The 26,729-nt window shown below is 48.0% G+C and carries 32 protein-coding genes; 5 read left to right on the top strand and 27 right to left on the bottom strand.

Features of this window, described 5'->3' with window-relative positions; all coding sequences use genetic code 11:
- The first annotated feature begins 172 nt into the window (after positions 1-172).
- A complete protein-coding gene (locus FGQ85_RS18795; protein WP_279233657.1) occupies positions 173-406 on the top strand; it encodes a winged helix-turn-helix domain-containing protein in 234 nt (77 codons plus the stop codon).
- A 39-nt stretch (positions 407-445) separates the two neighbouring features.
- Here FGQ85_RS18795 and FGQ85_RS08210 read toward each other — a convergent pair whose 3' ends face one another.
- The 13 genes from FGQ85_RS08210 to FGQ85_RS08270 all read right to left on the bottom strand — a co-directional run bounded on the left by FGQ85_RS08210 (position 446) and on the right by FGQ85_RS08270 (position 11,308).
- Positions 446-1,135, bottom strand: coding sequence for a Fic family protein (locus FGQ85_RS08210; RefSeq protein WP_243128519.1), 690 nt, complete (start codon positions 1,133-1,135; stop codon positions 446-448).
- Between the two features lie 19 nt (positions 1,136-1,154).
- The gene (locus FGQ85_RS08215) at positions 1,155-1,358 is read right to left on the bottom strand and encodes an antitoxin VbhA family protein (protein ID WP_006573901.1); all 204 of its coding nucleotides are present in this window, start codon (positions 1,356-1,358) and stop codon (positions 1,155-1,157) included.
- A 203-nt stretch (positions 1,359-1,561) separates the two neighbouring features.
- On the bottom strand, positions 1,562-1,750 hold the full coding sequence (locus FGQ85_RS08220; RefSeq protein WP_138373195.1) for a hypothetical protein: 189 nt from the start codon (positions 1,748-1,750) through the stop codon (positions 1,562-1,564).
- A gap of 193 nt (positions 1,751-1,943) precedes the next feature.
- A complete protein-coding gene (locus FGQ85_RS08225; RefSeq protein WP_138373196.1) occupies positions 1,944-2,126 on the bottom strand; it encodes a helix-turn-helix domain-containing protein in 183 nt (60 codons plus the stop codon).
- Positions 2,116-2,529, bottom strand: a complete 414-nt coding sequence (locus FGQ85_RS08230; protein WP_243128517.1) for a sigma-70 family RNA polymerase sigma factor — start codon at positions 2,527-2,529, stop codon at positions 2,116-2,118. Before FGQ85_RS08230 ends, FGQ85_RS08225 begins: the two co-directional genes overlap by 11 nt.
- Before the next feature lie 753 nt (positions 2,530-3,282).
- The gene (locus tag FGQ85_RS08235; protein WP_138373198.1) at positions 3,283-3,645 is read right to left on the bottom strand and encodes a metal-dependent transcriptional regulator; all 363 of its coding nucleotides are present in this window, start codon (positions 3,643-3,645) and stop codon (positions 3,283-3,285) included.
- Positions 3,646-3,655: 10 nt separating this feature from the next.
- A complete protein-coding gene (locus FGQ85_RS08240; protein ID WP_138373199.1) occupies positions 3,656-5,068 on the bottom strand; it encodes an energy-coupling factor ABC transporter ATP-binding protein in 1,413 nt (470 codons plus the stop codon).
- 14 nt (positions 5,069-5,082) lie between these two features.
- The gene (locus FGQ85_RS08245; RefSeq protein ID WP_138373200.1) at positions 5,083-5,766 is read right to left on the bottom strand and encodes an energy-coupling factor transporter transmembrane component T; all 684 of its coding nucleotides are present in this window, start codon (positions 5,764-5,766) and stop codon (positions 5,083-5,085) included.
- Positions 5,766-6,359, bottom strand: a complete 594-nt coding sequence (locus tag FGQ85_RS08250; protein WP_087180066.1) for an MptD family putative ECF transporter S component — start codon at positions 6,357-6,359, stop codon at positions 5,766-5,768. The genes FGQ85_RS08245 and FGQ85_RS08250 overlap by 1 nt, the downstream gene beginning before the upstream one ends.
- 26 nt (positions 6,360-6,385) lie before the next feature.
- Entirely contained in the window at positions 6,386-8,110 is a 1,725-nt protein-coding gene (locus FGQ85_RS08255) for an ABC transporter ATP-binding protein (protein ID WP_138373201.1), read from the bottom strand.
- Positions 8,103-9,854, bottom strand: a complete 1,752-nt coding sequence (locus FGQ85_RS08260; RefSeq protein ID WP_347563074.1) for an ABC transporter ATP-binding protein — start codon at positions 9,852-9,854, stop codon at positions 8,103-8,105. The genes FGQ85_RS08255 and FGQ85_RS08260 overlap by 8 nt, the downstream gene beginning before the upstream one ends.
- Positions 9,855-9,971: 117 nt before the next feature.
- A complete protein-coding gene (locus FGQ85_RS08265) occupies positions 9,972-10,592 on the bottom strand; it encodes a TetR/AcrR family transcriptional regulator (RefSeq protein WP_138373202.1) in 621 nt (206 codons plus the stop codon).
- A 131-nt stretch (positions 10,593-10,723) separates the two neighbouring features.
- Positions 10,724-11,308, bottom strand: coding sequence for an SLOG family protein (locus tag FGQ85_RS08270; RefSeq protein WP_138373203.1), 585 nt, complete (start codon positions 11,306-11,308; stop codon positions 10,724-10,726).
- A 92-nt stretch (positions 11,309-11,400) separates the two neighbouring features.
- On the opposite strand from FGQ85_RS08270, the gene FGQ85_RS08275 reads away from it, so the two are divergent.
- A complete protein-coding gene (locus tag FGQ85_RS08275) occupies positions 11,401-11,736 on the top strand; it encodes a helix-turn-helix transcriptional regulator (protein ID WP_058963758.1) in 336 nt (111 codons plus the stop codon).
- 38 nt (positions 11,737-11,774) lie between these two features.
- Here the strand turns inward: FGQ85_RS08275 and FGQ85_RS08280 are convergent, their stop codons facing one another.
- The 5 genes from FGQ85_RS08280 to FGQ85_RS08300 form a co-directional block, all read right to left on the bottom strand.
- Positions 11,775-12,209, bottom strand: coding sequence for a hypothetical protein (locus FGQ85_RS08280; RefSeq protein ID WP_087221890.1), 435 nt, complete (start codon positions 12,207-12,209; stop codon positions 11,775-11,777).
- 5 nt (positions 12,210-12,214) lie between these two features.
- Positions 12,215-13,126 carry a ParM/StbA family protein gene (locus FGQ85_RS08285; protein WP_087221891.1) on the bottom strand — a complete coding sequence of 304 codons (912 nt, stop codon included), beginning with the start codon at positions 13,124-13,126 and terminating at the stop codon, positions 12,215-12,217.
- A gap of 266 nt (positions 13,127-13,392) precedes the next feature.
- Positions 13,393-14,151, bottom strand: coding sequence for an ABC transporter permease subunit (locus tag FGQ85_RS08290; protein WP_058963789.1), 759 nt, complete (start codon positions 14,149-14,151; stop codon positions 13,393-13,395).
- Positions 14,148-15,065, bottom strand: a complete 918-nt coding sequence (locus tag FGQ85_RS08295) for an ABC transporter ATP-binding protein (protein WP_058963790.1) — start codon at positions 15,063-15,065, stop codon at positions 14,148-14,150. Before FGQ85_RS08295 ends, FGQ85_RS08290 begins: the two co-directional genes overlap by 4 nt.
- Positions 15,062-15,265, bottom strand: a complete 204-nt coding sequence (locus FGQ85_RS08300) for a PLDc N-terminal domain-containing protein (RefSeq protein WP_058963791.1) — start codon at positions 15,263-15,265, stop codon at positions 15,062-15,064. Before FGQ85_RS08300 ends, FGQ85_RS08295 begins: the two co-directional genes overlap by 4 nt.
- Before the next feature lie 169 nt (positions 15,266-15,434).
- Here FGQ85_RS08300 and FGQ85_RS08305 point away from each other — a divergent pair, with 169 nt between their 5' ends.
- The 3 genes from FGQ85_RS08305 to FGQ85_RS18800 all read left to right on the top strand — a co-directional run bounded on the left by FGQ85_RS08305 (position 15,435) and on the right by FGQ85_RS18800 (position 16,816).
- Positions 15,435-15,989, top strand: a complete 555-nt coding sequence (locus FGQ85_RS08305; RefSeq protein WP_227604675.1) for a helix-turn-helix domain-containing protein — start codon at positions 15,435-15,437, stop codon at positions 15,987-15,989.
- 92 nt (positions 15,990-16,081) lie between these two features.
- Positions 16,082-16,375, top strand: coding sequence for a metalloregulator ArsR/SmtB family transcription factor (locus FGQ85_RS08310; RefSeq protein WP_087221893.1), 294 nt, complete (start codon positions 16,082-16,084; stop codon positions 16,373-16,375).
- Positions 16,376-16,597: 222 nt separating this feature from the next.
- Positions 16,598-16,816, top strand: a complete 219-nt coding sequence (locus FGQ85_RS18800; protein ID WP_279233656.1) for a winged helix-turn-helix domain-containing protein — start codon at positions 16,598-16,600, stop codon at positions 16,814-16,816.
- Positions 16,817-16,880: 64 nt separating this feature from the next.
- On the opposite strand, the gene FGQ85_RS08320 is transcribed toward FGQ85_RS18800, so the two are convergent.
- From FGQ85_RS08320 to FGQ85_RS08360, 9 genes are all read right to left on the bottom strand, one after another.
- Complete coding sequence (locus FGQ85_RS08320) at positions 16,881-17,492, bottom strand: alpha/beta fold hydrolase (RefSeq protein ID WP_087221897.1); 612 nt, start codon at positions 17,490-17,492, stop codon at positions 16,881-16,883.
- A complete protein-coding gene (locus tag FGQ85_RS08325) occupies positions 17,489-18,292 on the bottom strand; it encodes a helix-turn-helix domain-containing protein (protein ID WP_087221899.1) in 804 nt (267 codons plus the stop codon). The genes FGQ85_RS08320 and FGQ85_RS08325 overlap by 4 nt, the downstream gene beginning before the upstream one ends.
- Before the next feature lie 341 nt (positions 18,293-18,633).
- Positions 18,634-19,266: a hypothetical protein gene (locus FGQ85_RS08330; protein ID WP_087221609.1), complete on the bottom strand. Its 633-nt coding sequence runs from the start codon at positions 19,264-19,266 to the stop codon at positions 18,634-18,636.
- A complete protein-coding gene (locus FGQ85_RS08335) occupies positions 19,259-21,733 on the bottom strand; it encodes a hypothetical protein (protein WP_087221607.1) in 2,475 nt (824 codons plus the stop codon). Before FGQ85_RS08335 ends, FGQ85_RS08330 begins: the two co-directional genes overlap by 8 nt.
- Positions 21,730-23,847: a hypothetical protein gene (locus tag FGQ85_RS08340; protein WP_138373204.1), complete on the bottom strand. Its 2,118-nt coding sequence runs from the start codon at positions 23,845-23,847 to the stop codon at positions 21,730-21,732. The genes FGQ85_RS08335 and FGQ85_RS08340 overlap by 4 nt, the downstream gene beginning before the upstream one ends.
- A 16-nt stretch (positions 23,848-23,863) precedes the next feature.
- Positions 23,864-24,088, bottom strand: a complete 225-nt coding sequence (locus FGQ85_RS08345) for a hypothetical protein (RefSeq protein WP_138373205.1) — start codon at positions 24,086-24,088, stop codon at positions 23,864-23,866.
- A gap of 82 nt (positions 24,089-24,170) precedes the next feature.
- Positions 24,171-26,192, bottom strand: coding sequence for an NAD-dependent DNA ligase LigA (gene ligA / locus FGQ85_RS08350; protein WP_138373206.1), 2,022 nt, complete (start codon positions 26,190-26,192; stop codon positions 24,171-24,173).
- A complete protein-coding gene (locus FGQ85_RS08355; RefSeq protein WP_118425540.1) occupies positions 26,192-26,512 on the bottom strand; it encodes a hypothetical protein in 321 nt (106 codons plus the stop codon). The genes ligA and FGQ85_RS08355 overlap by 1 nt, the downstream gene beginning before the upstream one ends.
- A complete protein-coding gene (locus tag FGQ85_RS08360) occupies positions 26,505-26,723 on the bottom strand; it encodes a hypothetical protein (RefSeq protein WP_118425538.1) in 219 nt (72 codons plus the stop codon). The genes FGQ85_RS08355 and FGQ85_RS08360 overlap by 8 nt, the downstream gene beginning before the upstream one ends.
- Positions 26,724-26,729: the final 6 nt, after the last annotated feature.

Consider the following 26,729-nt stretch of genomic DNA (forward strand, 5'->3'; position numbering starts at 1 on the left):
TATAATTCTATCGTTTAGGGACGATGAAGAAGCCCTTTTTAGCAAAGCAATATCGGCCCTTGCTTCTGTCGCAGACTTGTCCACAGTAGCCGCCTCCGCAGACGCACTGCTGCTCTTTGGCTCGTTGCAAATTGACCCGCATCGCAGGCTGGTGTGGCAGTCCGGCCAGACGGTGGATTTGACGCCGATGGAGTTTGATATTCTGCTCCTGCTGGCCCGCCGGCCAGGGCAGGTGTTCACTGCCCGCCAGATCTATGAAGCTGTCGCGGCGGACTCCTTTGATGCCAGCTGGTCGGGGATCTCCAGCATGGTCTATAAACTCCGACGCAAGCTGGGGACTGGCATCATAGAAACAGTGCGGGGCCACGGCTACAAATTCGTCGCCCCAGGCACCTCACTAAAATAAGACAAGCGCACAACGGATCTTCTTCCGCTGTGCGCTTTTTTATTCCTCACGCCGGTAATGCGGCTCCGGCACATAGGGCTCCTTCTGGTATTTGCGATATTTTTCCGGTACTTCGGCAGGCTCCTCCAGGCTTTCCGCACTGTAATCAATCGGCTCATCACAAACAGCGTCCAGCAAAATGCGCTCCAAATGCTCAAATTCTGAAAACTGATCCAGGGAGGCCATCACAAAGGAGTCGCGGACATAACCGGCACTGGCAGCCATCAGCTCCTGATCCATAAAGTATCCATGATGCTCCACAAAAAATGTCATCATCATTATAACCGTTCGGGTATTGCCCTCCCGGAAAGGATGCACCTGCCAGATTGGCGGAAAGAGGCTGGTAAGCTGATGAACAAATTGTTCCCGGCTGATACCATCCCAGCGAGTATTTCCCAGCCGTCCAAAAGCCTCGTCGAGATCTTCCTCTATCCTGTCGTCGTTGCTGTACCAAACGCTTCGGCCTGCCAGCAGCTTCTCCCGCTTCTCGATATTGATGATGCGGTACTGGCCAGCCCATTCGTAAATGTCGCCAAATAGGGTTCGATGGATCTCCCGCAGGCCATTTGGAGAAAAATCCTGAAAGCCCTGCTCGTATAACAGCATCATATTGGCTCTGGATTGCTCAGCCTCGATGCGATCCAGTGTTTGCTCTTTTTTGATGCCCAGCTTGTTTTTCAAGACAGGCACATCTTCATACAGGTACGGGTCAGACACGGCTCTGGCGCTCCTGCTCCGCGATCCGGCGATGATGTGCCAGCAATGCCTGCTTCATCTGTTCGCCCGTCAGCTCACCGCGGGCCCAGCTGGCAGACAGTGACCGTGCATAGCTGGAAATCGGCGCACCCTCGATGGCGTTGATCGCGTCGGCGGTCTTGACTGCTGCAATCCGTTTCTTTTCCAATGGACTCATCGCGCCTTCACCCCCTTCATTGATTTTAGTATAACACAGAACAGGGCTGTTTCCAATAGGCGAGGCCAATGCGAATCTTGCTGAATTAGCAACAGGTCTCAATGATTTCCTGCTCGGTGATGCCGCCGATGGGCGGTTGGTACTCAATTTTGAAAGTTTGGATCAGGGTGGCTCGATGAGTATAAAAGCATAACGCTTTTTTGCTATTTCTCTTGATGATTTTTTCCATAATCAATCAATGTACCTATAACAATTCCAATCAACATTCCAATACCCGCACAAATAGGAATAGCAAAAAGATTTTGCAGAAACGCCCATCCCAATACACCCATGCAACCACCGATAATAAATCCTGTTAATAAGCCAATAGTTAAGTATCTATTGTTTTTCATATTGCTATATCCCCCTAAATTGAGCTTTATCGTTGGCTCTATTATACTATGACCAGTTGCTTTTTGGAATAGATGAATTGTAAACTTGCTGAACGGGAAAAGCTTGCAACGCAAGGTATTCTCAGGTGGCAAATACATTTTAAGCCCACGGGAAAGACCCTGAGACAGCGATCTCAGGGCCTTTCTCATAGACTTAAATCCGGAACAGGTCAATCGCCCGCATCAGCGTGATGCACAGCTCCTGGTACAGATCCTCGTCCAGTCTGCCGTTGATCACGGCATACTTGAGCAGCAGGGGCCGGTACATGAGCAAAATGCTCGTGATGGCCTCATGGTCACCGCCCTTGGCTCGCCGCAGCATCTGTTCAAATGTCATATCCGTTCACCCCCTCGATGCTCTTCTTCAACTTCCGAATGGCCCGGTAATACACCGCGGCCGCGCCCTTATACGACAATCCCAGCTGCACGCCGATCACATCGAATGGGCGCTTGTCCAGCACGCGGGCCAGGAACACATACCGTTCCCGCTCGTCCAGCTGTTTTAAGGCATACAGGAGCGCACCGCTCTCAATTTTCTCCCAGAGGGGCAGCCGCTCCATCACTTCCTGCTCCAGCGTCCGGCTCACAGCAAAGATCGTATCCGTCAAGGTCTCCTGATTGCTGTACGCATAAAGGGCCTTCAGATAATCCCGCTGGGTGCGCCTGACTGCCTGGATTAAGTAACCTGTAAACTTGATTTGCAGTTCTTCCTCTGCTCGTCCATTATTTCGTTGCCACATGGCCTTATCCTCCAAATAGTTCAAGAATTTTAAGGGAATTCTTGAACCTTTGGCGGAGACCGGCACCGAACTAACGGGCGTCTTGCCTTGCCATATAAAGAAACGCGGCCGGCCGCACACCGCAAAGGTGAGCTGCCGGCCGAGTGATACACATAAAGAAGTCCGTCATGACTTCCGGCGCCCGCAGGAGGAGGCTTATCGCTCGATTTGCGATGTTCCCGCCTACTCCCGTGAAAAGGGCGGCGGAAGAACCGTATTGTAAAGTAAGCTGTGTGTCGAAATGTAAGCAGATGGACGAACCTCTTTATGTGCATGATCCATCTTTCCATCATGCACTTCTGGCTCCCTGCCATCTGGACCACACTTTGCACACGAGCCCGCCGATGCTACCAGCAGGCGGCGGGCCTGCCAATCATCTTAGGTGCAGTGTTGTTCCGAAAACTTTGTTGATTTTTGTCGGATTATAAAAGAAAAGGCGGCCTCATTCTCTTTGGAATAAGACCGCCTGTTGTAACTTGAAATTACCTCTGCTATTTTGATTTCTCCGTCTCATAGACATCCCTCCCGTTCTTTCTACCCGTATATGGCTTCAAAATGCCATATTAAGTGTAAATGGCAAAGATCGCTGGATTTTGACTGAACGGCAATTTTTCCCATCAGGCAGTTGCTTCCGTCAAAAATCTCGCAGCTTCAACACAGAGAAAAGGGGCGGGCAAAGATCTGATTTCTCCGCCCGCCCTTTCTAAACAAGATTTATCCCTGGCGCTTGACCTTCAGATGCTGAAAGCTGTCCTCGCTGATGGCGTGTTCCATCCGGCAGGCATCTGCCTCAGCCGTTTCTTGATCCACGCCGGCCTCTATGAGCATTTCGGTGAAAAAGCAGTGCTTCTCATAGGTGCGCTCGGCCACCTCGCGGCCCACATCGGTCAGGCGAATGAAGCCGTCCTCGTCCCGCTCGACAAATCCGCCGGTCTGCAGTGTTGTAATGGCGTGGGTGATGCTCGGCTTGGTGAATCCCATGTGCCGGGCAATATCAACTGGACGCACCATGCCCATTTTCTTTTGGAGAACAAGGATGGTTTCCAGATAGTCCTCCCCGGACGCATAGAGTTTCATCTGAACCTCCTTATTTAGTCGTGAGATCGTAAACAGAGATTGATTCATTTGATATTTCCATTCGACGAGTACACAACAATCCCATTAACTCACGATCATGTGTCGCCACAAATACTATTCTATTGGAAGATAACTCTTTGATAAGTTCACAAACTTTGATCATGTTGCCATAATCCAAGCCGCTGGTCGGTTCATCAAAAATCATAATATCTTTATTTGCAAGAGTGGCTACTGCCAGAGCAAGTCGCTGCTTTTGACCTCCAGAGAGTGTCATAGGATGTTTATCCTTGTAATCCAATAAGTCCAGTCGTCTTAGAATTTTTGCGATTTCCTGTTCATCAACAGTTTTATTGAGAAGAGAAAATTCTTCCCATACACTATCCGAAAATAACTGATGGACAACATCCTGCATCGTCATGTAACACAGTTCTCGGCGCTTCTTATATGGATATGGCTTTCCATCAAACACAATCCTCCCTGCTTTTTCTTTCATAAGCCCACAAAGCACACGCAGAAAAGCGGACTTTCCACTTCCATTGCGTCCAGTAACTGCAATAATATCCCCGCGAGCCGCTGCAAAAGATGCGTTGCTGAAAATGGTTCTATTTTTATAGCTCACGGATAAATTATCAATCTCCAATATGCCTGAATTACACTTCGTAGGCACCTCATCTTTTTCGTTGTCCAAGGTAAAGCAGCGCAATCCAAGCCTAATACGTTCTGAATCCGCTAACGCACGAAATTCATCGCCTGTATATACTTTCTGAATAGCGCCGTGTTCAATATAAACAGCCTTATCCACTAAATCCATGAGAAAATATAAGCGATGTTCTGAGATCACAATCGTTTTACCCATTTGCTTCAATTTGAGAAGAATTTCATGCAGCCGGTCAATTCCATCTTTATCAATATTTGCCGTTGGTTCATCAAGGACATAAATATCCGGATTTACGGCATAAATAGAAGCGAGAGCAAGTATCTGTTTTTCGCCACCAGAAAGGCCAAAAACACTTCGACCCAACAGATTTTCAATCATAAGATCGTGAGCTACTTCTTGAACGCGGGCATTTATTTTGTTTGGCTCTATTCCTAAATTTTCCATTCCAAAAACCAGTTCGCTATCAGAGTCAAGATTAAAAAATTGAGTTTTAGGATTTTGAAAAACTGAGCCTACATCTTCTGATATTTCATAAACTGGCGTTTTGGCAATTTCTTTTCCTTTAACAACAACAGAGCCAGAATATTTTCCTTCTGTGAAATGCGGAATCAATCCGTTGATGCACTTGGTTGCAGTTGTCTTACCGCAGGCACTTCTTCCACAAAGAAGGACAAATTCCCCCTTTTTTATTTGCAGGTCAAGGGAATTTAACTGTTCTTCACCTGTATTTCCGTAGGAAAATGACAGGTTTTCAAATGTTATCATAAAATCCCCCCTTCTTAAAGCAACACAAAAGCAATAATAACAAGTACAATAGCGACAAAGCAGAGTACATAATCCTGTATATGGAACTGCATAGATACGGCACAGGTTTTAGGGCGTGGATTATCTATACCACGTGCAGTAATAGCCTGACTTAATTCATCTGCTGTTGTCGAGGCTGATAACATGAGCGGTACATAGATATACTCCAATTTTTGAAAAACACCATGTACATTTCTCAATTTCATCGCATCGCTGATTGCCTGTTGTTCTTCACGCAAAGTAGGGAAGTAGCGTACTGTGATTGCTAACGGTATAATTACAGTCTGAGGTAAATGCCACCTTTGCAATGCGTGCATAAGCAACCGAATAGGTGTCGTCTGAACGAGCAAAGTTGCTAATGTTACGCAGGGAAGCAACTTGCGGAAAGTAATGACAACAATATTCAGCGAAGTTAATATAATTTCCGGGCAAAATGGCAGCAAAAAGTATTTGATTGCAAGTAGAGCTATATATGTAACCGCGCTTTTTAGGGCAGCCTTATAAACGCCACATAACAACAGGAGAATAATTAAAGCTGCCATTACAATTATTTCAGCCCAGACATAGCTATTTGTGAAAACATAAATATTGATCCCCAACAGCAGGAGAATTTTGGTTCGTGGGTCAAGAACCAAAATTCCCTTTTTCATTGTACCCATTAAACGATTCCTGCCTTTTCAAAATGCTTTTTTAACATTTTGCGTCCAATTAAAGTTCCGATAAAACCGCCAACAAAAGCAACCGCCAACATTCCAATAAATGAGCCAACTGAGATCATAGACTGTAGCCCTTCCACATACTCTACACCCATACCCATTTCTTCAATGGATTTCATATAAGATTCTTGAAACAGCCACATAGGTAAAGGAGAACCAATAAAACCAATCGCAGAAAAACCGCCAGCTAATGCAATGCCTTTGAAGGATTTATATCCGAATATTTTTCTTGCAATTTCTCCCAGAATGCCGGCAACAGCAAATGTAACGATAATCACCCATGTGCATTCTCCTGTCGCAAAAAACAGGATACCGCTGATAATTGCAAGAAGGAGAGCAGATCCCATTTTAGGCACTTTTGCCAACAAAAGAGTAAAAAATGCTCCGCCGAACAGACCTGCGATTCCTGGCCAAAGCAGCCAAAGAACTGGTGTGATTCCCACAGGAAGCATCACTACCATTGCGATGGCCATATACAATGCTGAAAAAATCCCAATGTTCACTAAGTCTTTGACTTTAAGTTTGTTGTTTTCCATAATACTCTTTATCCTTTCCTTGTGTTTTATAATTTCCAAGAGGACGCTGTCTGCCGTATTTTTACAAACCTACGGTAAATGCCATCCTGTTGAAGCAATGTTTCATGTGTCCCCTGTTGGACAACATGCCCGTTATCCAGAACGATAATCTGGTCGGCATCCTTGATTGTGGAAAGCCGATGGGCAATGATAACCAGCGTTTTGCCACATGTTAGTTCGTTGATAGCTGTCAACAATGCGTGCTGGTTTTCAGGATCAACACTGGATGTGGCCTCATCCAAAATGATAATAGGAGCATCCTTTAGGATTGCTCTAGCAATAGAAATACGTTGCTTTTCACCACCAGATAGTGTTGAACCACCTTCACCAACAATTGTCTGATATCCATTTGGTAATTTTTCGATAAATTCATTGCAGCATGCTCGACGTGCCGCCTCAACAACTTCTTCATGCGTGGCAGTAGGTTTCCCAAATTTTATATTGTTTTCTATAGTATCGTGAAACAGGTATACCTTCTGAAACACAATGCTCATCAGTTTCATCAATTCCTCAAACTCTATTTCTTTGATATTTTTGCCACCAATCATAATTTCGCCTTGCTGCACATCCCAAAATCTTGTAATCAAATTACATAGAGTTGTTTTTCCAGAGCCAGACGGTCCTACAATAGCCGTTACTCGATGTTCTGGGATTTTTAATGTAACATTCTGAATGATGGGACGATTTTCATAGCCAAAGGATATATTATGAAGTTCAATATTATAATTCTGTATTCTATCTATGGTGTCATTACCTGACATCTCCGGAATTTCCAATACAGACTCAACTTGACTAAGAGCAGTATCTACAATTCGTAGCAGAGCAATATTAGAGGCAAGTCCATCCATCTGTGAGTAAACAAGAAAAGCTGCGAAAAGGAACATAACACAAATAGGAAATGCCATTTCTTGTCTTACATAGAGCAATGCGGAAATCAATACTACTCCACAGCTCGCCAGTCGAAATATGTATCTGTAAAAGCTGATTGGCCAGATTGCTGTATTTTCCAGACGAATGTCTGCTTCCTGTTTTTTATGGAATGCTTCTTTTACTCTGTTCAAACCATCCCGCCCTGTTCCAAAAAGGCGCATAACCATATTGCCCTGTATAAATTCCAACGTTTTCTCTGTCATTTCTTCCTGAGCCTGAAAACGTACTGGCATTACTTTTTTTGCGTTTTCTTGTACGACACGGAGCAAAAGAATTCCGATTCCAAGGCCCGCTAATGTAATAAGCCCTATTCTCCAGTTAAAAAGAAGCAATACTAAAGTACAAACCGCAGCATAGATCAGGCTGCCCAAAATGTTTTCTACAACAGACATTGCCGAGGATTCCAAAGCATTCATATCTGTAGTCATTGCCATCTGGATTTCACCGAGGTTCTTTTCGCTGAAATAACCCATCGGCGCTCTCTTTAATTTTTCACCAGCCTCCAAACGCTTTTCATAAAAGACATCATAGCTGGAACCAGATATATGTTCAGTTATCTGATACTTACAAATAATCTTGCCTGTAAGACCCACAAGTAAAATCGCAGCAGCAACTCCAATTTTCTGTTGGGTAAGGGTATTGATAGAAAAAGAAATATAAAGCATGGCAAATAAGTCCATTGCGGAAAAGAAGGAATGTAATAGGCTGATGATAATTCCTATTGTAATTTTGTGACGATATTTGCCCGCCATTGCCAAAATTCGCTTTATGGTTTCAAGCATTGCAATCACCTCTTTTCCGCTCTGAAGTTAATATTGTCTCGTTCCACAGTCGCTTATAAAGAGAGCAACTTTCTAATAATTCGTTTTGTGTTCCTTCCGCTACAATCTTTCCTTGATCTACAACAACAATCTTGTCTGAATTTTCAATCGTTTCCAGGCGATGAGCAACCACAATAAGAGTTTTGCCTTTTACCAACTCATTTATGGCTTCTTCAATGTATACCTCATTTTCTGGATCGGCATAGGCACTTGCCTCATCCAGAATTACAACATCTGCTGGCTTTAACATTGCGCGGGCTATCGTGATGCGTTGTCTTTCTCCGCCAGAGAGTTTTCCTCCTGCATCTCCGACCAAAGTATCGTATCCATATTCCATTTTGCTGATAAACTCATCACATCTGGCTGCTTTTGCTGCGGCAAGGACTTCCTCATCGGTAGCACAAGGGTTTCCCATTCGAATGTTTTCCTTGATACTGATATTGAAAAGAAAGTTATCCTGTGACACAAAACTAATATGTTTCATCAACTGGCTTGTTGGAATATTGCGAATATCTTGGCCGCCATAAATGATGTGACCGCTAGTTACATCCCAAAAGCCCGCCATCAATTTTGTTATGGTTGATTTACCTGAACCAGATGGTCCTACTATGGCCGTTTTTCCTTCCTGCACAGGGGAAAAGGTTATATCATGCAGCACTTCTTTCTTATCATATCCGAATGAAACATGCTCAAAATGAAAGCCATCATCTGTTAGCAAAACTTCTTTTGATGGCCGAACCAGTTCTTGTCCATCAAGAAAATTTCCTACTTGCCGGATACTGGCATCAATAACAGCAAAATTATCAGCATAATATGTTGCTTGAATCAGCGGACCGGCAATTCCAAGGGATAAAATAAGGCATGTAATATAAATAGAAAAACTGATACTTCCTTGCATAAGAAGATATGCTCCAACGGGAATACCTCCCACAAGGGTAGCAGGAATTACTGTTAAACCAAGTGCTGAATATAGCCAGGTATTTTTCCACCAATCCAATGTCGTATCATGGTAATTCTTCACAGCATCAGAGAATTTTTGGAATGATTTCCCTGTTTGGCTGAAAGTCTTGATTACTTCAATTCCATTGACATACTCAACCAAAGAGCTGTCCATGTTGCTACTGGCTTCAATATATCTATCAGCTCTATTCTTATAGTCTTTCATTTGCCCCATTAAGAGTAAAAAGCCAATAGGAATCACAATCATACAGGCCAGTGCCATACGCCAGTCCAAAATGAAAAGTAAAATAATAATGCAAAGCGGTGTGAAAACATTTGCTGTAATCTCTGGCAACATGTGAGCTAAGGGCTGTTCCAATTTGTCAACAGTATCTACAACCATCGCTTTCAACTTACCTGATGAGGTATCAACCATAACTCCCATAGGAACACGCATCATTTTCTCAGCCAGTTTGCATCGAATATTCCCTAAGATATGATAAGCTACCCTGTGAGCTTTCAAAGAGGAAACCGTATTAAACAACATTTTAAGAGTCTCGCCTAACACAGCAATTCCCACATAGCAAAAGATGCGTTCTGCCGTTAAAGTGTTTTGGATCAAGCCCGACAAAATTCCTGCGAGCGCAAAATAGGGTGCCATTCCACACAATACCCCAATCACAGCCAATAGAATAGCTACCAACATTTTGCCTTTACATCCACTTGTAAAAGAATAAATCCAATACAAGCTACCCTTTACTTTCACAGTCCATCCCTCCTATATAAGCTAATGATTTTAGTTAGCGTTAACTAACCCATAAAACAGAAAAATTTTAGGACGATAACGCCCTAAAATTCAGTGCAGTCATTTATTATGTAATTTTCAGAAGCCAAGGACTTCTTGCATACCAGGGTAAAGCATTTTACCGATGAAGTCCAAATGCTTCAATGCCTGTTCTCTTGTATATTCATGTTTAATTGTTTCACAAAGAGCGGTGACAAATGTGGTACACAATATATGAAGTTCATTATCTGTTACTGCTTTATGGGGCAGTCCTCGCTTTTCAAATACGCCAAACAAATCAATAATTCCTTGCATTTCGATTTCCACAAGACGCTCCTGAAAAGATTCATAAGGTGTACCCTTTGAACAAACAAGTAATAATCGAAAAACATCATAATTGTCATACATGAAGTTAATAGATTCCCTGTTTTTTTCCGTTCTGAACTCGTTAAAATTTTTGAGGAAATCATCGTCACTAAGTCGAGAATATGTTTCTTCCATAGAAACATCGCACATCTTCAAAAAGTCACTCGTGACTGGTTCTACCATTGCAGTAAACATAGCCTCTTTACTTGGAAAATGGCGATATATCCCTGCAGCAGTAATTCCTGCTCGTCTTGCGATATTTTGCATAGACGCTTTCTCATATCCATGTTCCAAAAATTCCTGCTTAATACACGGGAGCAATTTATTATGTGTATCTGTCTTATCTCTTGGCATATAAAAACCTTCCCGTAAGTTAATCTAATTAGCTTATGTCATTCACTATACCACATAGGAAATAGAAATGCAAGAGAAAAGTGTTAGTTTAGGATTACCGTTTTCTGCTGCTTCTTGTTTACGAGAGAAATTCATCCAATATAATTCCGTTTTACAATTCCTGTCCTTGGACATATTTGCACTATGGACAGTTTTTGCTGCTCTGCTAATTTCACTGCCAACTCTACTCCGCTGCTGCCCTTTGTTTCATCATCACACACGGCCACCAGGCAATCAGCGTGTTCTACCATGTAGGCAGTGCGCTCCCGATACCCTTGGGCTCCCACGATTTTGCTGCCCATTACAAACTGGTCGCAGTTTTCCTTCAGATGGCGCAGCCGCTCCCGACTCTTTGGGTCCCATCGCTCGTCATGGCCCGGAAACGGGTAGACCAGCACGATCTCCAGCTCCTGGTACTCTTCCTGCCGGCGCATTTCCAGCAGGATCTCGCCGGCCCATAGATCAACGCCAAGGGCCCCACCAACATAGAACCGGCGCACACCGCGCCGGTACAGTTCGGTAAAAACATCGTGCAGCCGTTTCTTCAGGCGCTTGCACGAGGTCATATATTCCTGATACTTGAATTTGAACCGTGTAGGCCGCTGACTGGTAATTGCACACGAGTAAAACTGGGACATCTCATCTCCTCCAGAAACTTTTTTCTCAATATAGCCCATTATACTTGCTATGGCTGATGAAGTTCAACCATGGCCGCTTAATTTTTTATGTTATAGCGGATAAAATATAGCTATAGCATGGAGGGTTACGAATGGGCGAACTTTTGAAAGAAATGGGCCAGCGGATGCTGGACCGGCGCAAACAACTAAAACTGACACAAGAGGCTCTGGCCAAGATGGCACATGTCACGCCCCAGACCGTTTCCACTGCGGAGCTGGGCACAAAAGCCATGCGGCCTGAAACGATGCTGAAGATCTGTGATGCGCTTGATATCAGCACAGACTATCTCCTGCGCGGTCAGGTCATGGAAGGCGACACACGCCTGCTCAATCAAAAGGTCTCGTCGTTGACTCCCTGCCAATACCGACACCTGGAAAATATTATCGACAACTTCATCGCGGCTATACAGGAAGAAAAAGAGGTATGAGCGCCAGCGGCAATGCAGCCCTCATACCTCTTTTTATATCATCTCCCCTGACGAAAAGCTTCCATTGTGCTGGAAATCAGGCCGAGGATCGCATCATCTGCCTCCGGTTCCTCTCCCAGCTCCGGCACATATTCCGGCTCCGGCGTCTGCTCCTGCGGCACCGGGGCCGTTGTTGTTTCTGCATCCGGGCAGGCGGCGGGGGCGGCGGCAGGCTTTTCAGAGTGCCTCGTCTCCTGGAGCAGAATCTCACGCACGATGGCTTCAATGGCGGCCCGGTCTATGGCCGGTGCCGCTGCTCTTAACGGTTGTGGATCATCCGCAAAGTGGGTATCGTAGAAAACGACTGCATTGGCGATATACTGTGCTTTCCCGTGGTCAGGTTGTTTTTCCAGCAGTTCGACCGTTGCTAAATGGATCGGGTCGCTGATATTGAACCGCAGGGAAAAACGCCCCCGTTCTTTCTTGGCCGCCATAGCTGTCACCTGCCCGCAGCTTCAAGGCGGTACAGATACTCATATCCGGCTGCATTGGCGTTGATATTGGAGACGAACAACGGCTTACCCACTTTTCCGGATGCCTCAATCTGCCGGCGCAAAAGAATGGCGCCGCCGCCCACAAAGACCACCGTGCAGTAGCGCAAGTCCAGCATCCGCTCCCGCAGGGTGCTGAACAGGTCGTTGACGAACTCCTGTGCCAGCTGCTCCACCAGCCGGACCACCGACGACGGGTATTGCGTCTGCTTGCCGGTGAGGATGGCGTCCACATCTCCCTCATCCAGCAGCAGATCCAATTCCGCGTTGCCCCTGGACCTGATCTTATTGTAAAGCAGGATCACGCCGTTTTCCAGCGAATCACAGGAGCTGAGGTCGGCTTTTCCATTTTTCATCAGCAGATAGTCTGCCGTGAAGCCGCCAATGTCCACCACTACCGCCTTGGCCTCATTCATCAGCGTGTGGAGCATGGTGGCCGCCGCCGCGTATGCCTGGGGATAGCAGGCCACATCATCAATGCTGATGGCGTAATGCTTGTCCCGGTACTGGAATTCTACGATCCCTTTCTTCTGGAAATAGGCCGTGAACTTTTCCGCCTGGGCGCCGAAGTGGGCGGGCGGCAGCCCCACCGGCAGCTGGATGTGGTACAATTCTTTCTCGTCAACGCCCCGGGCCGTCAATTCCTCCGCAATCGCAATCAGAGTCAGGATAAAGAAGCGGTCATCCCCAGTCTTGTCCTTACGGTAGGGAATACGCTCGTTGGAGAGCGTATAGTAGTTACCGCCGTATTGCAGGCTCGGCCCAAACGGCCGGGTCATGCTCTGCTGCAGGCCGGAAACGAACGGGGCGCAGTGAACCGTCTTGATTTGTTTATTGCCATGATCGACACCAATTAACATAGGTGAATGCCTCCTTTTTTGCTTTATACATATCCTTTACGCCTGGATGACGCCTTTCTCAACAGGCGACGGCATATTTTTTGAAACCCATGTTTATCATGCGGGGCCATGGCTACCGTTTCACACCAGAATAACAAAACAGCGCCGCCTCGGCTCTACCGGGGCGGCGCTGCTGTTATATCGGTATGTTCAACAATTTGGCTCAATAGTGTAATCGACAGCAACCTTTCTTTATTTTAGGGAATGAGGGAGTAAAATTTCGGGCTTTATAACTGCTTTTTATTAAATGCCCGGATTGCTGCCGCTAAAAATACCACAGATAAAACCACTGAAACAATAAATGGAATAAGAAACTCCGTCATTGAAATCTCACCTGAAATCAGGTCAACATTTCGTGAAGTGAGGACAACCGGGTTAAAGGCAGATAACGGTTTTACAACACTTAAAACAGAGAACAGGGCTACAATCCCGCCAGTAAACAGGATGCTTGTAAAAGTCTGCTTGAATAGAACACAACCGAGTATGAGGATGCTAAGATAGAGAAATCCAATCATCCACATAAAAAACGCAGACGGTACAACATTTGAAAGTGAAGCATCTGGCCAAAGGTAATATGTATATCCATAGGCACCTACAAAGCTCACCCAAAAGCTAACCGTCATAGATACTGCTGCTACGGTGTACTTTGCCATAATCACAGATGGCCTTGCCAATCCCTTTGTCACCAGCAGTAGCAATGTCCCTTTGGAATACTCACTGGACATACAGCTTCCAAACAGAATGATAAATGCGCTAAATCCAATGCCGGATATGTTTTTAAAGAATTGCTGCCATGCGTCAAGGGCGACAGGTTCCTCGGTGATTTCTAATCCGGCTCCAAATGCAGCTATAATTTCCGGCGTGAATTTTGCCAGAAAAGCACTGGACATTCCGAAAACCGCAAAGATTGCAAACAGGATTAAAAAGCGGTAGTTTTTTAGATTTTCTACAAACTCTTTTTTTACAAATGCAATATAGCCTTTCATTTTATCACCTCCAAAAATAGGCTTTCAAGCGACGGCTCCATAAGTTCCACCTTGACCGGCACAAGGTCTGCTTCGGCTAAAGTGGAGAAGATGGTATGCTGGGCCTTTTTCATCTCCCGGCTGTGTATTACAATTTCCCGCCCCTTTTCTTCTGATCCGTTCAGGAGCGATTGTCCTGTCATACATTCTTTGAAATGCTGTAAATCGGCCTCGGTTGAAAATTCAATTAACAGGCTGTCATGGCTATGCAACGCTTTGATTTCCGAAAGCGTTCCGCCAACAGCAATATTACCGTCATTCAAGAGTGCCACATGATCGCAAATGCGCTCCACATCGGATAAAATATGCGTTGAAAACAAAACCGTTGTTGTCCCACGGATTTTATAAAGAATGTCCAAGATTTCTTTTCTTCCCACCGGGTCAAGGGCGCTGGTAGGTTCATCACAAATCAGCAGTTTAGGATCAGCCAATAACGCCTGTGCAATTCCAAGGCGCTGTTTCATACCACGCGAATAACCGCCAACACGCTTTTCTACGCCATCAAGACCGACAAGGGAAAGTAGCTTTTTTCCCTTTTGAGAAATGCTTTCTTTGGGAAGGCCAACAATTTCTCCGCACAGTGTAAGATACTGCATTGCAGTCATATAGTTATAAAATTCCGGCACATCCGGCAAATATCCAATATACTGATTTGTTTTGGTCTGCCCAAAGCGAACCGGTTCATTACACACAAGGATTTCTCCCTGATCGGGCTGCAAAAGCCCCAAAACCATTTTCATTGTTGTTGTTTTTCCTGCACCGTTTTGTCCAATGAAGCCAAAAACGCTCCCCTCTGGAACAGACATATTCAGATCTTTTATAATTTGCTGCTGTCCAAAACTTTTAGATAGATTGCGGATAGAAAGCACATTCATTTTTCCTCACCTCTCCCAAAAACAAAATAGATAATCGGGCCAAACATAAGGATAACCAGAGAGATTACAAGCCACATAGCCCTGTTCCCAAAGCGATAATGCGGATGCCGGAGAATATGCCGGACAGCGGCCACGGCAAGGATCACATCAATCACAAAGATGGGAATAAGAAGCGGAAATATTTCCTGCAACAAAGACATACCAATTTACCTCCTATTGTTATAATTCGTATCGATATTTGCGGGGGTTCGACATTTTCGCCTTAATATTCCCGCATAGGTTATATTACCACTATGGAAATAAAAAAGCAATACCTTCCCTTGACTTTTTATTTCCGAAGTGATAATATTTTCAAAAAGGAGGTTGAACATGGGCAGCAAGAATTTGAATGAAAAGATTATGGAATGTATTTCAAATCCGGCCAAGAGCCGCCTGCTGATAGAAATAATGCGTCGAGGGGAAGTTACCGCAAAGTATTTGGCTGAAAAATGCTCAGATATTCCTCAAACTACACTATATCGTAATTTGAAACGAATGACCGATGATGGACTATTGAAAATCGTTAATGAAACACCAATACGCGGAACAGTTGAAAAGACTTACGCATTAACTTTTGACCCGTCTGATCCTCCATCAGTTCTCGGAGAAAATTCCGGTGCCATTTATATGCAGATGTTCTTTCAGTATTTTTTGACCTTCGCCAAGATTTTTCAAGAATACTGCGACACACCGGGAATTGACATAAAAAGGGATCGGTCTGGTCTTAGCCTTTCTCATGTTTATTTGACAGATGAGGAACTGGAAAAAGTGGTATCGGATATTGCTCAAATCTTATATCCACTTCAAGATAATAAACCAGAGCCGGGTCGCAGATTAAGAACGGTTGGATTGATTATCTCCCCGGAACATAAGGCGGATGAATAGAGAAAAACGCCCTATATGCACAGGGCGTTTTCTCTTGACTTAATATTCCCATAATGGTAATATTTTGTTATCGGGAATAATGGAGATACATTATGAAGAATGAACGCGAAAATGCACTGGACAAAAAATTCCATGCGTTATCAAATCCAACCAGACGAGAAATTCTAATGCGGTTAAGCCAAAAACCGCACTCTGCCGGAGAGATTGCAGGATATTTTCAGATAACACCTGCCTCGATTTCTTATCATCTTTCTCTGTTGCAAAGGAGTGGCTTAATTTGCTGTCGTCAAGTAGAAAAACGGAGGATATATAGCATCAATCGCGGCTCATTGGATGAAGTGTATCTGTGGCTAATGGGTCTATATAATGCTAAGTCAAATAAGTGATTGTAAATTATTCGAGCAAAAATTAGGAGGTGGGGGAAAATTGGGAAATTTATAATTCTATCCTTCAGCGACGACGAGGACGCCATCTTTGCAAACACTGTGACGGCTCTTGCTTCTGTTGCGAACTTCTCCACAGTGACCGCCTCCGCAGATGCCCCGCTGCTCTTTGGCTCTCTGCAAATCGACCCGCAGCGCAGGCTGGTATGGCGGTCCGGCCAGGCGGTGGAGCTGACGCCGATGGAGTTCGACATTCTGCTCCTGCTGGCCCGCCGGCCAGGGCAGGTGTTCTCCGCCCGCCAGATCTACGAGGCTGTTGCCGCGGACACCTATGACGCAAGTTGGACGGGAATCTCCAGCATGGTCTACAAGCTCCGCCGTAAGCTGGGCGCCGGTATCATCGAAACGGTGCGGGGCCACGGCTACCGCTTCACACCAAAATAACAGAACAGCGCCGTCCCGGCTCTACCGGGGCGGCGCTGCTTTATCATAGGTCGGTGCAGGTTCCTTAAACAGTATAATTATTAAGTATGGTAGCAATAGCTTCTGGCGCATCTTTGCTAATCTCATGGCCTGCGCCGGGGATGATTTGCAAAGTTGCTTGGGGAAGTAGTCCATTTAACTTTTTCGATGCTTTTAGGTTGGCACTATCTTTTTCACCGCACAAAATAGTGACAGGGCAAGTAATTCCGTTTAATTGTGAGGTAAAATCCAAAGACCGCATAGAGTGAGATAGCTTAATCGTATCCCTTTTTGATAGTCCCATGTTCTCAAAACTCTTGTTGGGCATGCAGCGGAACAAGAAATTTTGAAAATCAATCAGTAATGTTGGTACTTTATATTGTGCGCCGATTAAGATCAATGAATCTACTTTATTCCCATGACGAATAGTAAAATCGAGGGCGAGCAGTGCCCCAAACGATAGGCCACAGATACGAAGCGGCTCTGTAGCGTTAGAATACTGCCGTTCCAAGTCAGCCAAAATCCGGAAATAGGATATTTCATTTCCTGTTGAAGAAAAAAGCTCCGGGCATTCAACATTGGAAGTTGAAAGTTGACAGACTACCTCTTTCCAGTCTTGTGCAGTTTGTCCTAATCCATGTAAAAGAACTGTTTTCATTGTTCGTCTGCTGCATCCCCTTTCCTATGATAAAGCAAATAATCTACCCCAAAGCACACAAGAGAAAGTGCAAGGGTAATCCCGCTGTTGAATATGTCAGATGTAAAATCGAACTGGACTTGTGGCAAAAAATAATCTGAAATATGGGTAATCGCAATCGGCACTGGGATCAAAACCAACAGGGCAAAACCAAATGCTCTCCACATATTTTTCTTGCACTTGCGGAAAATTCCATATATTACCCAGATTGCAGCAATCGCAATTAGCGTTATGCAAATGCCCAGCGTGAATATAACTGACTTTTGCAAAAGCAAGGACAATATTGCCAATAGTGGAATAGGGATAGCACTGATTACAACTAAGGTTTTCAAAACGATCTTTGTTCTGGAAATCAGACTTGGAAGTAACATAAGCCATGCAGCGATGATGGAAACAGCGACAATCAATGACCATGATAACCTGTCCGAAGTAAAGTAGTCGCAGATCAGGCATACGCAGCCAGCAATCAATGCTGCAGCAGAAACGATTACCAAAATAATGCGCTTGCCTCTTTCAGACAAACGATAATTGCGCTTCTTATATGGTAACTCATCCGGCTCGGTCATTTCATCTTTAATAAGATAATCAGAGGACACATTGAAAATGTCGCTGAGCTGGGCTATAAAATCCAAATCAGGGGTCGATTGTCCCAATTCCCATTTTGAAATCGTCTGTCGTGTAACTGTTACCTTTTCAGCGAGTGCCTCTTGTGAAAGTCCTCGCTGCTTTCTCAATTTTTGTATTTTCTCTCCGAGGGTCATATTTTTGTTTCCTCCTGCTATTTGATTTGAGAAAATCATAGCAAATAAGACGCCCTATTTCTACCAACACAAGCGGGAACCGCCGCAACGAACCATTACGGCGTTGCTTTTTAACGCATAATCAGCTATTTCTTTAATTGTATCAGCGAAAGCAACTTTTTGAAACATGGAAATTGTGAACACGAAGAGAAATAGGTGGGATATGCCCCAACAAGCAAAATATCTGGCCGATATAGCATAAGAGCAGGAAGTCGAATCCCATCCATAAGAAAACCGCCGGGCAGAAGGAAAATCCCTCTGCCCGGCGGCGCTGCGCTTGTTACACGAAATCAGCGTACTGTTTAGGTATGTACGCTGTACTGGGCCTTTGCCAAGTCCTCGGCGCCATGCAGGATGATGCCGCCGCAGATCCCTCTGCCATAAGGCGTGTATTCTTCAAAGAAGAAGCTGTACGGCAGCCCGTCATCATAAATGACGATCTTTTCTGTGCCGCGCCACTGAAAATGCCGCCCCAGGACTCGTCCCAGCTTGCGCCGGAGAACGGGCCTCCGGGCAACCTCATGGAGATTTTTCCGGCTGTGGAACTCATAACGAGGCATGAGCATTTCCGGGACGGAAAGGTGGTGCCACTCTGCGCCATCCATATCCTCGCCATTTTCCACAAAGACATGGAACGGCTCATAGGGTAGCCGAATATTCTCCTGCCAGCCGTGTACTTTACCGGCGCCGATCTCCTGAAGCCAGGTGAACCGGATCTCCAGCATCTTCATGTCACCTGGCCTCTGCGTCAGCCGCAGGACGGCAAAGGAACCGCAGTCACCGGAAATCAGCCGGTTTTGTGGCCGTTGCTCCAGCTGCTGGAGTTCGCTTCTCAAAATGGAAAAACTGTAGGGGGATTTTCGGGTCCAGGATACAGTCCGAATATCCAACATTTCCTTATTGCATCGTAATTTTACCAGAGTACGGTCATTCATAAAATTCATCCTCCTTCTGCGGCGCTGCTGTGCGCATCGCCGCGTGTTCTACGAGGAAAACAGCCCCCGTATATTGCTCTTTGTGGGAAGTCACCGCGGCGCCTCCCATTGAATCCAGATACTGCTGTCCGTTTTTGGATTTTGAGATATACACATAGAACTGGCTGCCAACATACTGATCGCGGTCATAGCAGCCCAGATAGCGCCGCGCCAGCACAGCGATGGCGCCGATGGCCGCCGCTTTCTGCGTCACCAGGGAAACGGCCAGCTTCATTGCGGTTTTCACTTCTTCATCGTTCAATCTGGAAGTATAGATGCGCTCCAAAAACAGAACCAGCATTTCGTCAGCAGCGCGCTTTTTATCCGCCGACTGCACTTGAGCCAGATCAGCAAAAGAAAAATTAAAGTCCGCAGGTCGTTGAAACGCCCCTTTTGTCAGCCGGATGCAGGCGCGGCCCACAATGTCTTCACCTTTCCGAATCAAGATCATCTTCTTGTTGGAATCGAAGTCTGCCAGCAGGCAGTCCCTCTGGTTTCCCGTCCAGCAGGAGAGGCAGGTGCTGTGGGGCAGTTCGCCTAACTGCATCGTAAAGTAGAAATCATCCGCTTCTTCCGCAGAGAACGGCCCCCTATCCAGCGTGAGATTGCGTTTCCATGCTGCCTCCTGCACCTCGCTGATGGGATAGCGAATCTCCCTCTGCAGGTCATCGGCAAAATATTTCAACGCATAGAATTGGCCCATCAGTTCGGCCTGTACGATCCTTCTCAGGGCCTCGATAGCCTTATCGTCACCCTGCAGGTAGCCGTACAGAGCACGCACCATCGCACTGCCGCCGCGCAGCAGGAAATTGGTGACCGGCTCCCTGTGCTGCTCCACAAATTCATCGGTAATGGAAAACCTTTCTTTCAGGTCAAGCCAGTCCCGATCCATCGTCAAAACAGCGGCACGAACCTGCGTCCAGTTTTTCTGTCCGGCAATCACCGCCCCGTTGTTGAGCGCAAAGATCGCGTCCGCCTCGGACTGCATCTCCGGGATAAATACCCGCAGCTGCTCATATTTCCGCAGAAGCCACATGGCCGTCCTCCTGGTCAGGCCGCGGATGTGTCCAAAAGCGCCTCGATACCACTCACTGAACGGCTTTTCCAGCAGACACCGGGCAAGCTGTTCCAGTTCCTGGTCTTCCATGTGGTGGCTGACCAGCCCATGCTTCAATAGCTGGCGCAAAGTGAGCAGCCGTCTGTCCACGGAAAGGGGCGTCAGCATGGCGTAGAGCCGGACATAGATTTCATCCTGCTGCCACAGCAGCCACATCTCTTCAAAGGTGTACTGCCTGCCGTCTTCCAGCAGGTCAAAATGGCTGCTGCCGCGTTCTACTGTATCGCACGCCTGCAGGTTCCTGGCTGTGAGGCTGTTGAGGTTGCAGTGTTCACAGAACTTATCCTCAAACAGCAGCGCATACCGTCCCAGCGAAAGGAACAGCTCGCTGTGCTCACTCACCAGATCCAGAAAATGCTTCTTCCCATGCCGCACTGCATAAGTGAGGATAGGGAATTGATGGCGCCGGATAGAGCTGAAATCCAGATGGAGCCTCCCGGAGTACAGGGCGTTGAGATAGCTCAGGTCATTTCGCAGGATCTCCTGCCGCTGTCCTTTGTCCAGCGGCGCTGTGTGCGAGATAAACCAGTTAAGGTCATACTGCCCCGCATGATTTTCCAGCCACCGCTCAAAAAAGGCATCGAGGTCTTCGGTATCATATTCAAAGGCGGCCAGCAGGCGGCGGAATTTCATCACATCGGCCGTCTCTACCCAGCAAAGGTCTTTGAGCCGTGCCGCGTTCAGATCAAGCGCCACCCCCTGCCGGTAGAGCAGTGTCAGGACCCGCTGAAGAGGCTGGTTCTGTTCCAGCAGCTCCAGCGCCTCGCGCGTATTGTTGTTCCAGTTGAACAGGTACGGGCCGAGAAACGGCTGCCGCATCATGTTCTTCTGTGCGTCCGTCAATGCGGATAATTCCTCCCGTTCTGTGGCCGGGAAGGCATTGATGTTGTCAATGATGGCCTCTCCTTCTTCCTCATACTTGATAAACGGCAGGTAGAATTTCATGTAATAAAATCGCAGGGACAAAGGGATATCCGTTCCCGCTGCCGCCAGCACTTGTTCTTTGGGATACTGCGTCAACTGCTCATCGCAGGTTATAGCCGACTGGAGCATACTTGTGATCGACCGGTCATCCACCCCATCATTGCACAGCGCATGGTAGAGCGCCGCAAATTCCGGCGTCCGTACAAGTTCCTTCTGAATTTGCGCATTGTCATTGCCGGTGCGGAGCCTGTTCTGTAATTGAAAAGACTCCACCCGCTCGCAGGTCTGGTCCAGGGCATCCTCCGGGAATTTTCCCGTCAATCCCAATTTCAGGCCGCTGCTCTCCATGCGGGCGAGCAGGGCTAAATGTTTCAATGTGTTTGTCATGCTGCTTCACCTCCTACGATGGTTTGCACCATTGTCAATATCTCTCTGCGCGGCCGAGGCTCATACATCACAAGACTTCCGCACAGCTCAAAAAATTTCCACATTTCCGCCGCCTCAAGGGTCTGAGCGCAGCCTGCCGGCCATTCCAGCAATTTTTCATAGACCATACCCAGCGCAGCTTTCCTGATCTCACCAAAATGATATCCGTGCATGAACTGGATCAGGGATTCCGCGCTGCCATTATAGCAACTTGCCAGTTTCTCCTGACATTTCATGACCTGCTGCTGCCACTGGCGTTCCTTTTCCTGTTCTTCCTGTTCGGCGGTGGCTTTTCGGTCGGCCTCCATTTCTTCCTTGGAATAGAACCGCTCCTTTAACTGATTTACTTCGTAGCCACCGCAGGCATCGTGTGTCAGAAGCTGCCGCAGCACAGACGCCAGCAGCGGTTTGTCATAGATGCGCTGGATCACCGGGGCCTTCAGGGCACAGAGGACAAACGAATCATAGTATTCCGGCTCTGTCTGAAAGAGCGAGGCATCGATCCAGTCATAAAGCTGGCGGTGCTGCTCCGCTGTCAAGAATGGCCGGACCATAGAGAATGATTGGACTTTTTTGTTATAATAGCTTTCCTTCTTGACAAACTTCTGGTGGAAATAAAAGTTATCTCCGAAAATTTCCTGTAGCTGGGAGAAAGTGTACTGGCTGAACAGCTTTTGCGCGAACCGGAAGCACCTCCAGCTGGAGATTTTCAGCGCGTATTCCTGTAAAAGCTCCAGCGGATGGGCACGAGTCCCGTCCTCCTTGTGCTGCTCAAAAAACTGCCACAAATCGATCTCCTTCCGCTCCACCAGCAAAGCGAAGCTGCGAAGCGTATGCCAATGGCGCTCGTTAAAATACTCAATATACTCCGCACCAGTCAATGCCTGATACCGCGTAAGCCAGCGCCGCAGCGGGATCGCCGCACGGGAGCGGAGCATCTGCTCGGTAAACAGTTCCGCATACTCTCCCTTACTCAGCCCGCTTGCCAAAATGTCGTATCGCGGATTGAATACATCAAAGCGATAGGAAAATTGTCTTTTAACCGTTTTGTTCATCCAGAGGATGGTGCGGGGCGCTGTGGGTGCAAGTCCCATCTGGATGGCCGCCCAGAGATCCTGATACCCCTCGTACTTGACCTCAAATTTCTGGTAAACCAGGAACAGCCAGCCGATGTACGCATAGATCTCTTCCGGCTGTCCATCCGGACAGTTCAGCAGCATACGGACACAGGCCGCTGCAATCTTTTCCGCCGTGATCCCTTTGGACAAAAGCCGGCCCGGTATCCGGTCGGCCCACACCGCCAGGGAATTTGCCAGCGTGATCTCTTCCATGCTGTACCCGGCAGTAAGCAGAATCGAAAATTCCCGGCTGTCCGGTTTCATGTTCATATAGGGCAGCTTCAGCAGTGTCCGCACCACCAGGTCGGTCTTGCCGCGATAGCGTTTTGCCTCTTCGGCATAGAAACGGATGAACCATTCCAGCACGCCAAAGTCCCATTCCAGAGAGAGCGTCCGGTCCGGCCCAAACAGCCGCGTCAACTGCGGCCGCATGGCCTGATAGCCAGCCTCCGGGTCGTCAAACAGGGAGAGCACAAACAGCGCCTCCTCCGTCCTTGCATATTCTCTGGCGGCCAGTGCATCCAGCCGTGCGCGGCGCTGGGGAGCGTCGGTTTCCAGCAGATAGAGCGCACCTTGCAGGTAAACATCTGTCCCGGCAGTCCTGCGAAGTTTCTGAATGAAATCATTTCGCTGATTGCCTACAAACATTGTGTCAGCCTGACACTGGCGGGTGTAGCCCAGGGCCAGTGCAAGAGCGCGGAGAATGCGCATATCCGTGCCCAGCTTTTCCTCGAACCGCTCCAATACTTCACCGGGGTAACGCAGGCTGTAAGTTTCAAAATAGCCGGAAACATTCTGATCTCTCTGCCAGATCTGTCTCACTTCCTGCTGACGGTAAAGGATTCTCACCTCATCGTCCTGCGCCATCTGTACGATCAGTTCCGCAAAGGCATGATACAGCGTAAGGTCAATGACCTTCTGGTAGGCACTGTATGCCGGTATGATTTCTTGGTTCACAACATTTCCCTCCTTTTTACTGCGGCCAATGCCCGCCGGTAGAATAGTTCCATTCAATCGTCCCGTCTTCATAGATTTGGGGGCCGTGTGCGGCCAGGCTCCAGCCGTCGGACAGCCTTGTAAAATAGGCTACCGTTTCCCACGGGCAGCTGCCCTCCACAAAGCCGGTGCAGCGGTATTGCTTGTCATTGCGGTTGGTGTAAACGCGATTGACAACGGGGACAAAATAGTGTTTCTCCATTAGCGTATCCTCCCATAAAAAGCATAGGGAGAGGGCCTCAGACAGCCCTCTCCCCATTGTCAAACTTCGATGGCCCGGCGAATTAAGCCACATTGGCCATGCGGAAAAATTCCTCCGGCGTCAGCACCGTAATACCCAGTTCCCGTGCCTTGGACAGCTTGCTGCCGGCCTTCTCGCCGCAGACCAGGTAATCGGTCTTGCGGGTCACCGAACTGCCGGCCACCGCCCCCAGCGAGGCAATCAGGCTGTTCATCTCGTCGCGGGTGTAGGGCTCAACCTTTCCGGTCACCACAATGGTCTTGCCGGAAAAGGGATTGTCCGGATTGACGGTCTGGTTGTCGGTCTCCGCCGGTTTCTGAATGTTCATCATCATCTGCAATTCCTCCCAAATACAGAAATTTTCTTCCTCGTTGAACCATTCCTGAATGTTGTTGTGCAGCGTCTCCCCAAAGTCCGGGAGCTGCCGGAAGTCATAGCCTCCATAGACGGCATCCCGGAATTCATCCAGGCTGCCGTGAAATTCCCGGCAAAGGGCTCTGCTGGCGGTATTGCCGACCATCGGGATGTCCATAGCGATGACATACCGCTCGAAAGTGGTGTTGCGGCTCTGCTGGATGGCGTCCCAAAGGCGCTGCCAGGATTTTTCACCAAAGCCGTCCATCCGGATGATCTCGTCCTTATGCTGGTCCAGGCGGTAGATGTCCAGATAGCTGTGAATCCAGCCGCGGCCGATCAGCTTTTCCAGCGTTCCCTCCGACAGTCCCTCAATGTTCATGGCCTTTTTGCTCACAAAATGGACGAACTGCTTGAGGCGCCGGGTCTCGCAGGCGGCATTGTCGCAGAACAGGGTCTTGATGCTCCGTTCCTCGCCGTCTTCGCCTCGGCCTTTGGTTTCGTGGATTCTGGTCAGCTCCCCGCAGCAGGGGCACTGGTGTGGGATCACGGCATCCAGGGAAAAATTGCCCCGGTCCAGGTTTTCCTCAACATGGGGAATGATCATGTTCCGCTTGCTCACCAGGATACGGCAGCCCGGCGCCAATTCCAGATCCTCGATAAAGGACAGGTTGTGCAGGCTGGCTCTGGACACCTCGCAGCCGTCGATCTCCACCGGCTCAAAAATGGCAACCGGGGCGATCTCGCCGGTGCGGCCAGGCGTCCATTCAATCGTCTGGAGCTTTGTCTGGAACAGGTCATCCTCAAATTTGAAGGCAAGTCCGTCCTTGTAGTGATGGCCGGTGCGCCCGCAGCTTTTGGACAGCGCGATGTCGTTGTAGGTGATAACGATACCGTCGATGGGAATGTCGGCGTCTGCCGCATACTCCTTGAGCCGCCGGATACCTTCCTCGGTTTCCTTCTGCGTCAAAGGGCGCTTGGTGACCATGTACTTGCAGGGCTGAAAGCCCAGCGGCCGCAGCGCCTTGAGGCGCTCCGATTTGCGGGGTAGTTCCTCCATGCCCTCCAGCACATTGAACGGCATGAACTGCAGGCGCCGTCCCAAGCAGGCCCCGGCATCAAACAGGCGCACCGAACCGGCCGCCAGATTGCGGCCGTTCTTGTAGGGTTTCCCGTCTCCGTCCACCAGAGTGGTCTTCAGCTGCTCAAAATCGCTGGGGCGGATGAACGCCTCGCCAGTGACCACCAGACGGTCTTCATACTGGATACGGGCCGGGATTCCACTGATGGCGCAGGTGTTGTGAGTCACGATCTCGCCCACATCGCCGTCGCCCCGGGTGGCCGCCTCCACCAGCCTGCCGCCCTCATAGGTCAGCTTGACGGTCAGGCCATCCAGTTTAAGCATGAACATTACCTGATGCTCACCCATAAAGCGGCACAATTCCTCGGTATTCTTCACTTTGTCCAAGGACAGCAGCGGGATCGAGTGATTCGTTTTTTCCAGCTTGCTGACCGCCGGATAGCCCACGGTGTTAGTGGGCGAGTTTGCCATCTGGACACCCGTTTGTTTTTCCACGGCCTGCAGTTCCTCAAACAGCCGGTCATAGGCAGTATCGCTGACACTGGGGCTGTTGAGGTTGTAATACTCATTGCGGTAGCGGTTGAGCCGGTCGGTCAGCTCCCGCTGTCTTTTCATCCAATTCTGGTCCATCAGGCCGCCTCCTCTTCTAAAACACGGAATGCCATAATCAGTGTCTCTGCCGTATGTTCGCCATGGGTGTACGACTTGCACACCCCATCTTCAAATTCCCAGGTGCGCGCAGCTCCCCACCAGAGGATGACGCCACGCCCCTCGTTTGCCGCATTGAGCTTCGGATTGGGCGGATTGAGCGTTTTGGTATAAAAGCCCTGGGTATTGACCCAAGTGACCTCCCGCAGCTGCCCAATGCACCCCGGCCGGCAGTGGCCGATGACTTCCAGGCGCATACCAGGCCGAAGAGCGCGTTTGAGCTGGTTCAGGTTTTTAATCATGCCGCACCATCCTTTCCCTGTCCGGGGCATACCGCCCAAAATTCAGTTCCCGGATGATGCTCTGGATCGTTTCATCATCATCCCATTTTGTGAAGAGGACGGCCCGTTCCGGTCCCTCTCCTGTGTGTACGCTTACCTCGCTGCCATAAATCTGCATCAGCACATCAGGGCGCTGGGCGCAGACCACAGCCAAATTGCCAAGCTGTTTCATTTTTTC

The sequence above is a fragment of the Pseudoflavonifractor sp. BSD2780061688st1 E11 genome, from assembly GCF_005844125.1.
Classification (GTDB): Bacteria; Bacillota; Clostridia; order Lachnospirales; family Lachnospiraceae; genus Sellimonas; species Sellimonas catena.

Bases quoted from the DNA above. Each gene is read 5' to 3' on its own strand.
- FGQ85_RS08215 (WP_006573901.1), bottom strand. From the start codon at position 1,358: ATGAGTCCATTGGAAAAGAAACGGATTGCAGCAGTCAAGACCGCCGAC.
- FGQ85_RS08220 (WP_138373195.1), bottom strand. From the start codon at position 1,750: ATGAAAAACAATAGATACTTAACTATTGGCTTATTAACAGGATTTATT.
- FGQ85_RS08225 (WP_138373196.1), bottom strand. From the start codon at position 2,126: ATGACATTTGAACAGATGCTGCGGCGAGCCAAGGGCGGTGACCATGAG.
- FGQ85_RS08230 (WP_243128517.1), bottom strand. From the start codon at position 2,529: ATGTGGCAACGAAATAATGGACGAGCAGAGGAAGAACTGCAAATCAAG.
- FGQ85_RS08235 (WP_138373198.1), bottom strand. From the start codon at position 3,645: ATGAAACTCTATGCGTCCGGGGAGGACTATCTGGAAACCATCCTTGTT.
- FGQ85_RS08240 (WP_138373199.1), bottom strand. From the start codon at position 5,068: ATGATAACATTTGAAAACCTGTCATTTTCCTACGGAAATACAGGTGAA.
- FGQ85_RS08245 (WP_138373200.1), bottom strand. From the start codon at position 5,766: ATGGGTACAATGAAAAAGGGAATTTTGGTTCTTGACCCACGAACCAAA.
- FGQ85_RS08250 (WP_087180066.1), bottom strand. From the start codon at position 6,359: ATGGAAAACAACAAACTTAAAGTCAAAGACTTAGTGAACATTGGGATT.
- FGQ85_RS08255 (WP_138373201.1), bottom strand. From the start codon at position 8,110: ATGCTTGAAACCATAAAGCGAATTTTGGCAATGGCGGGCAAATATCGT.
- FGQ85_RS08265 (WP_138373202.1), bottom strand. From the start codon at position 10,592: ATGCCAAGAGATAAGACAGATACACATAATAAATTGCTCCCGTGTATT.
- FGQ85_RS08270 (WP_138373203.1), bottom strand. From the start codon at position 11,308: ATGGGCTATATTGAGAAAAAAGTTTCTGGAGGAGATGAGATGTCCCAG.
- FGQ85_RS08275 (WP_058963758.1), top strand. From the start codon at position 11,401: ATGGGCGAACTTTTGAAAGAAATGGGCCAGCGGATGCTGGACCGGCGC.
- FGQ85_RS08280 (WP_087221890.1), bottom strand. From the start codon at position 12,209: ATGGCGGCCAAGAAAGAACGGGGGCGTTTTTCCCTGCGGTTCAATATC.
- FGQ85_RS08285 (WP_087221891.1), bottom strand. From the start codon at position 13,126: ATGTTAATTGGTGTCGATCATGGCAATAAACAAATCAAGACGGTTCAC.
- FGQ85_RS08290 (WP_058963789.1), bottom strand. From the start codon at position 14,151: ATGAAAGGCTATATTGCATTTGTAAAAAAAGAGTTTGTAGAAAATCTA.
- FGQ85_RS08295 (WP_058963790.1), bottom strand. From the start codon at position 15,065: ATGAATGTGCTTTCTATCCGCAATCTATCTAAAAGTTTTGGACAGCAG.
- FGQ85_RS08300 (WP_058963791.1), bottom strand. From the start codon at position 15,265: ATGTCTTTGTTGCAGGAAATATTTCCGCTTCTTATTCCCATCTTTGTG.
- FGQ85_RS08305 (WP_227604675.1), top strand. From the start codon at position 15,435: ATGGGCAGCAAGAATTTGAATGAAAAGATTATGGAATGTATTTCAAAT.
- FGQ85_RS08310 (WP_087221893.1), top strand. From the start codon at position 16,082: ATGAAGAATGAACGCGAAAATGCACTGGACAAAAAATTCCATGCGTTA.
- FGQ85_RS08320 (WP_087221897.1), bottom strand. From the start codon at position 17,492: ATGAAAACAGTTCTTTTACATGGATTAGGACAAACTGCACAAGACTGG.
- FGQ85_RS08325 (WP_087221899.1), bottom strand. From the start codon at position 18,292: ATGACCCTCGGAGAGAAAATACAAAAATTGAGAAAGCAGCGAGGACTT.
- FGQ85_RS08330 (WP_087221609.1), bottom strand. From the start codon at position 19,266: ATGAATGACCGTACTCTGGTAAAATTACGATGCAATAAGGAAATGTTG.
- FGQ85_RS08335 (WP_087221607.1), bottom strand. From the start codon at position 21,733: ATGACAAACACATTGAAACATTTAGCCCTGCTCGCCCGCATGGAGAGC.
- FGQ85_RS08345 (WP_138373205.1), bottom strand. From the start codon at position 24,088: ATGGAGAAACACTATTTTGTCCCCGTTGTCAATCGCGTTTACACCAAC.
- ligA (WP_138373206.1), bottom strand. From the start codon at position 26,192: ATGGACCAGAATTGGATGAAAAGACAGCGGGAGCTGACCGACCGGCTC.
- FGQ85_RS08355 (WP_118425540.1), bottom strand. From the start codon at position 26,512: ATGATTAAAAACCTGAACCAGCTCAAACGCGCTCTTCGGCCTGGTATG.
- FGQ85_RS08360 (WP_118425538.1), bottom strand. From the start codon at position 26,723: ATGAAACAGCTTGGCAATTTGGCTGTGGTCTGCGCCCAGCGCCCTGAT.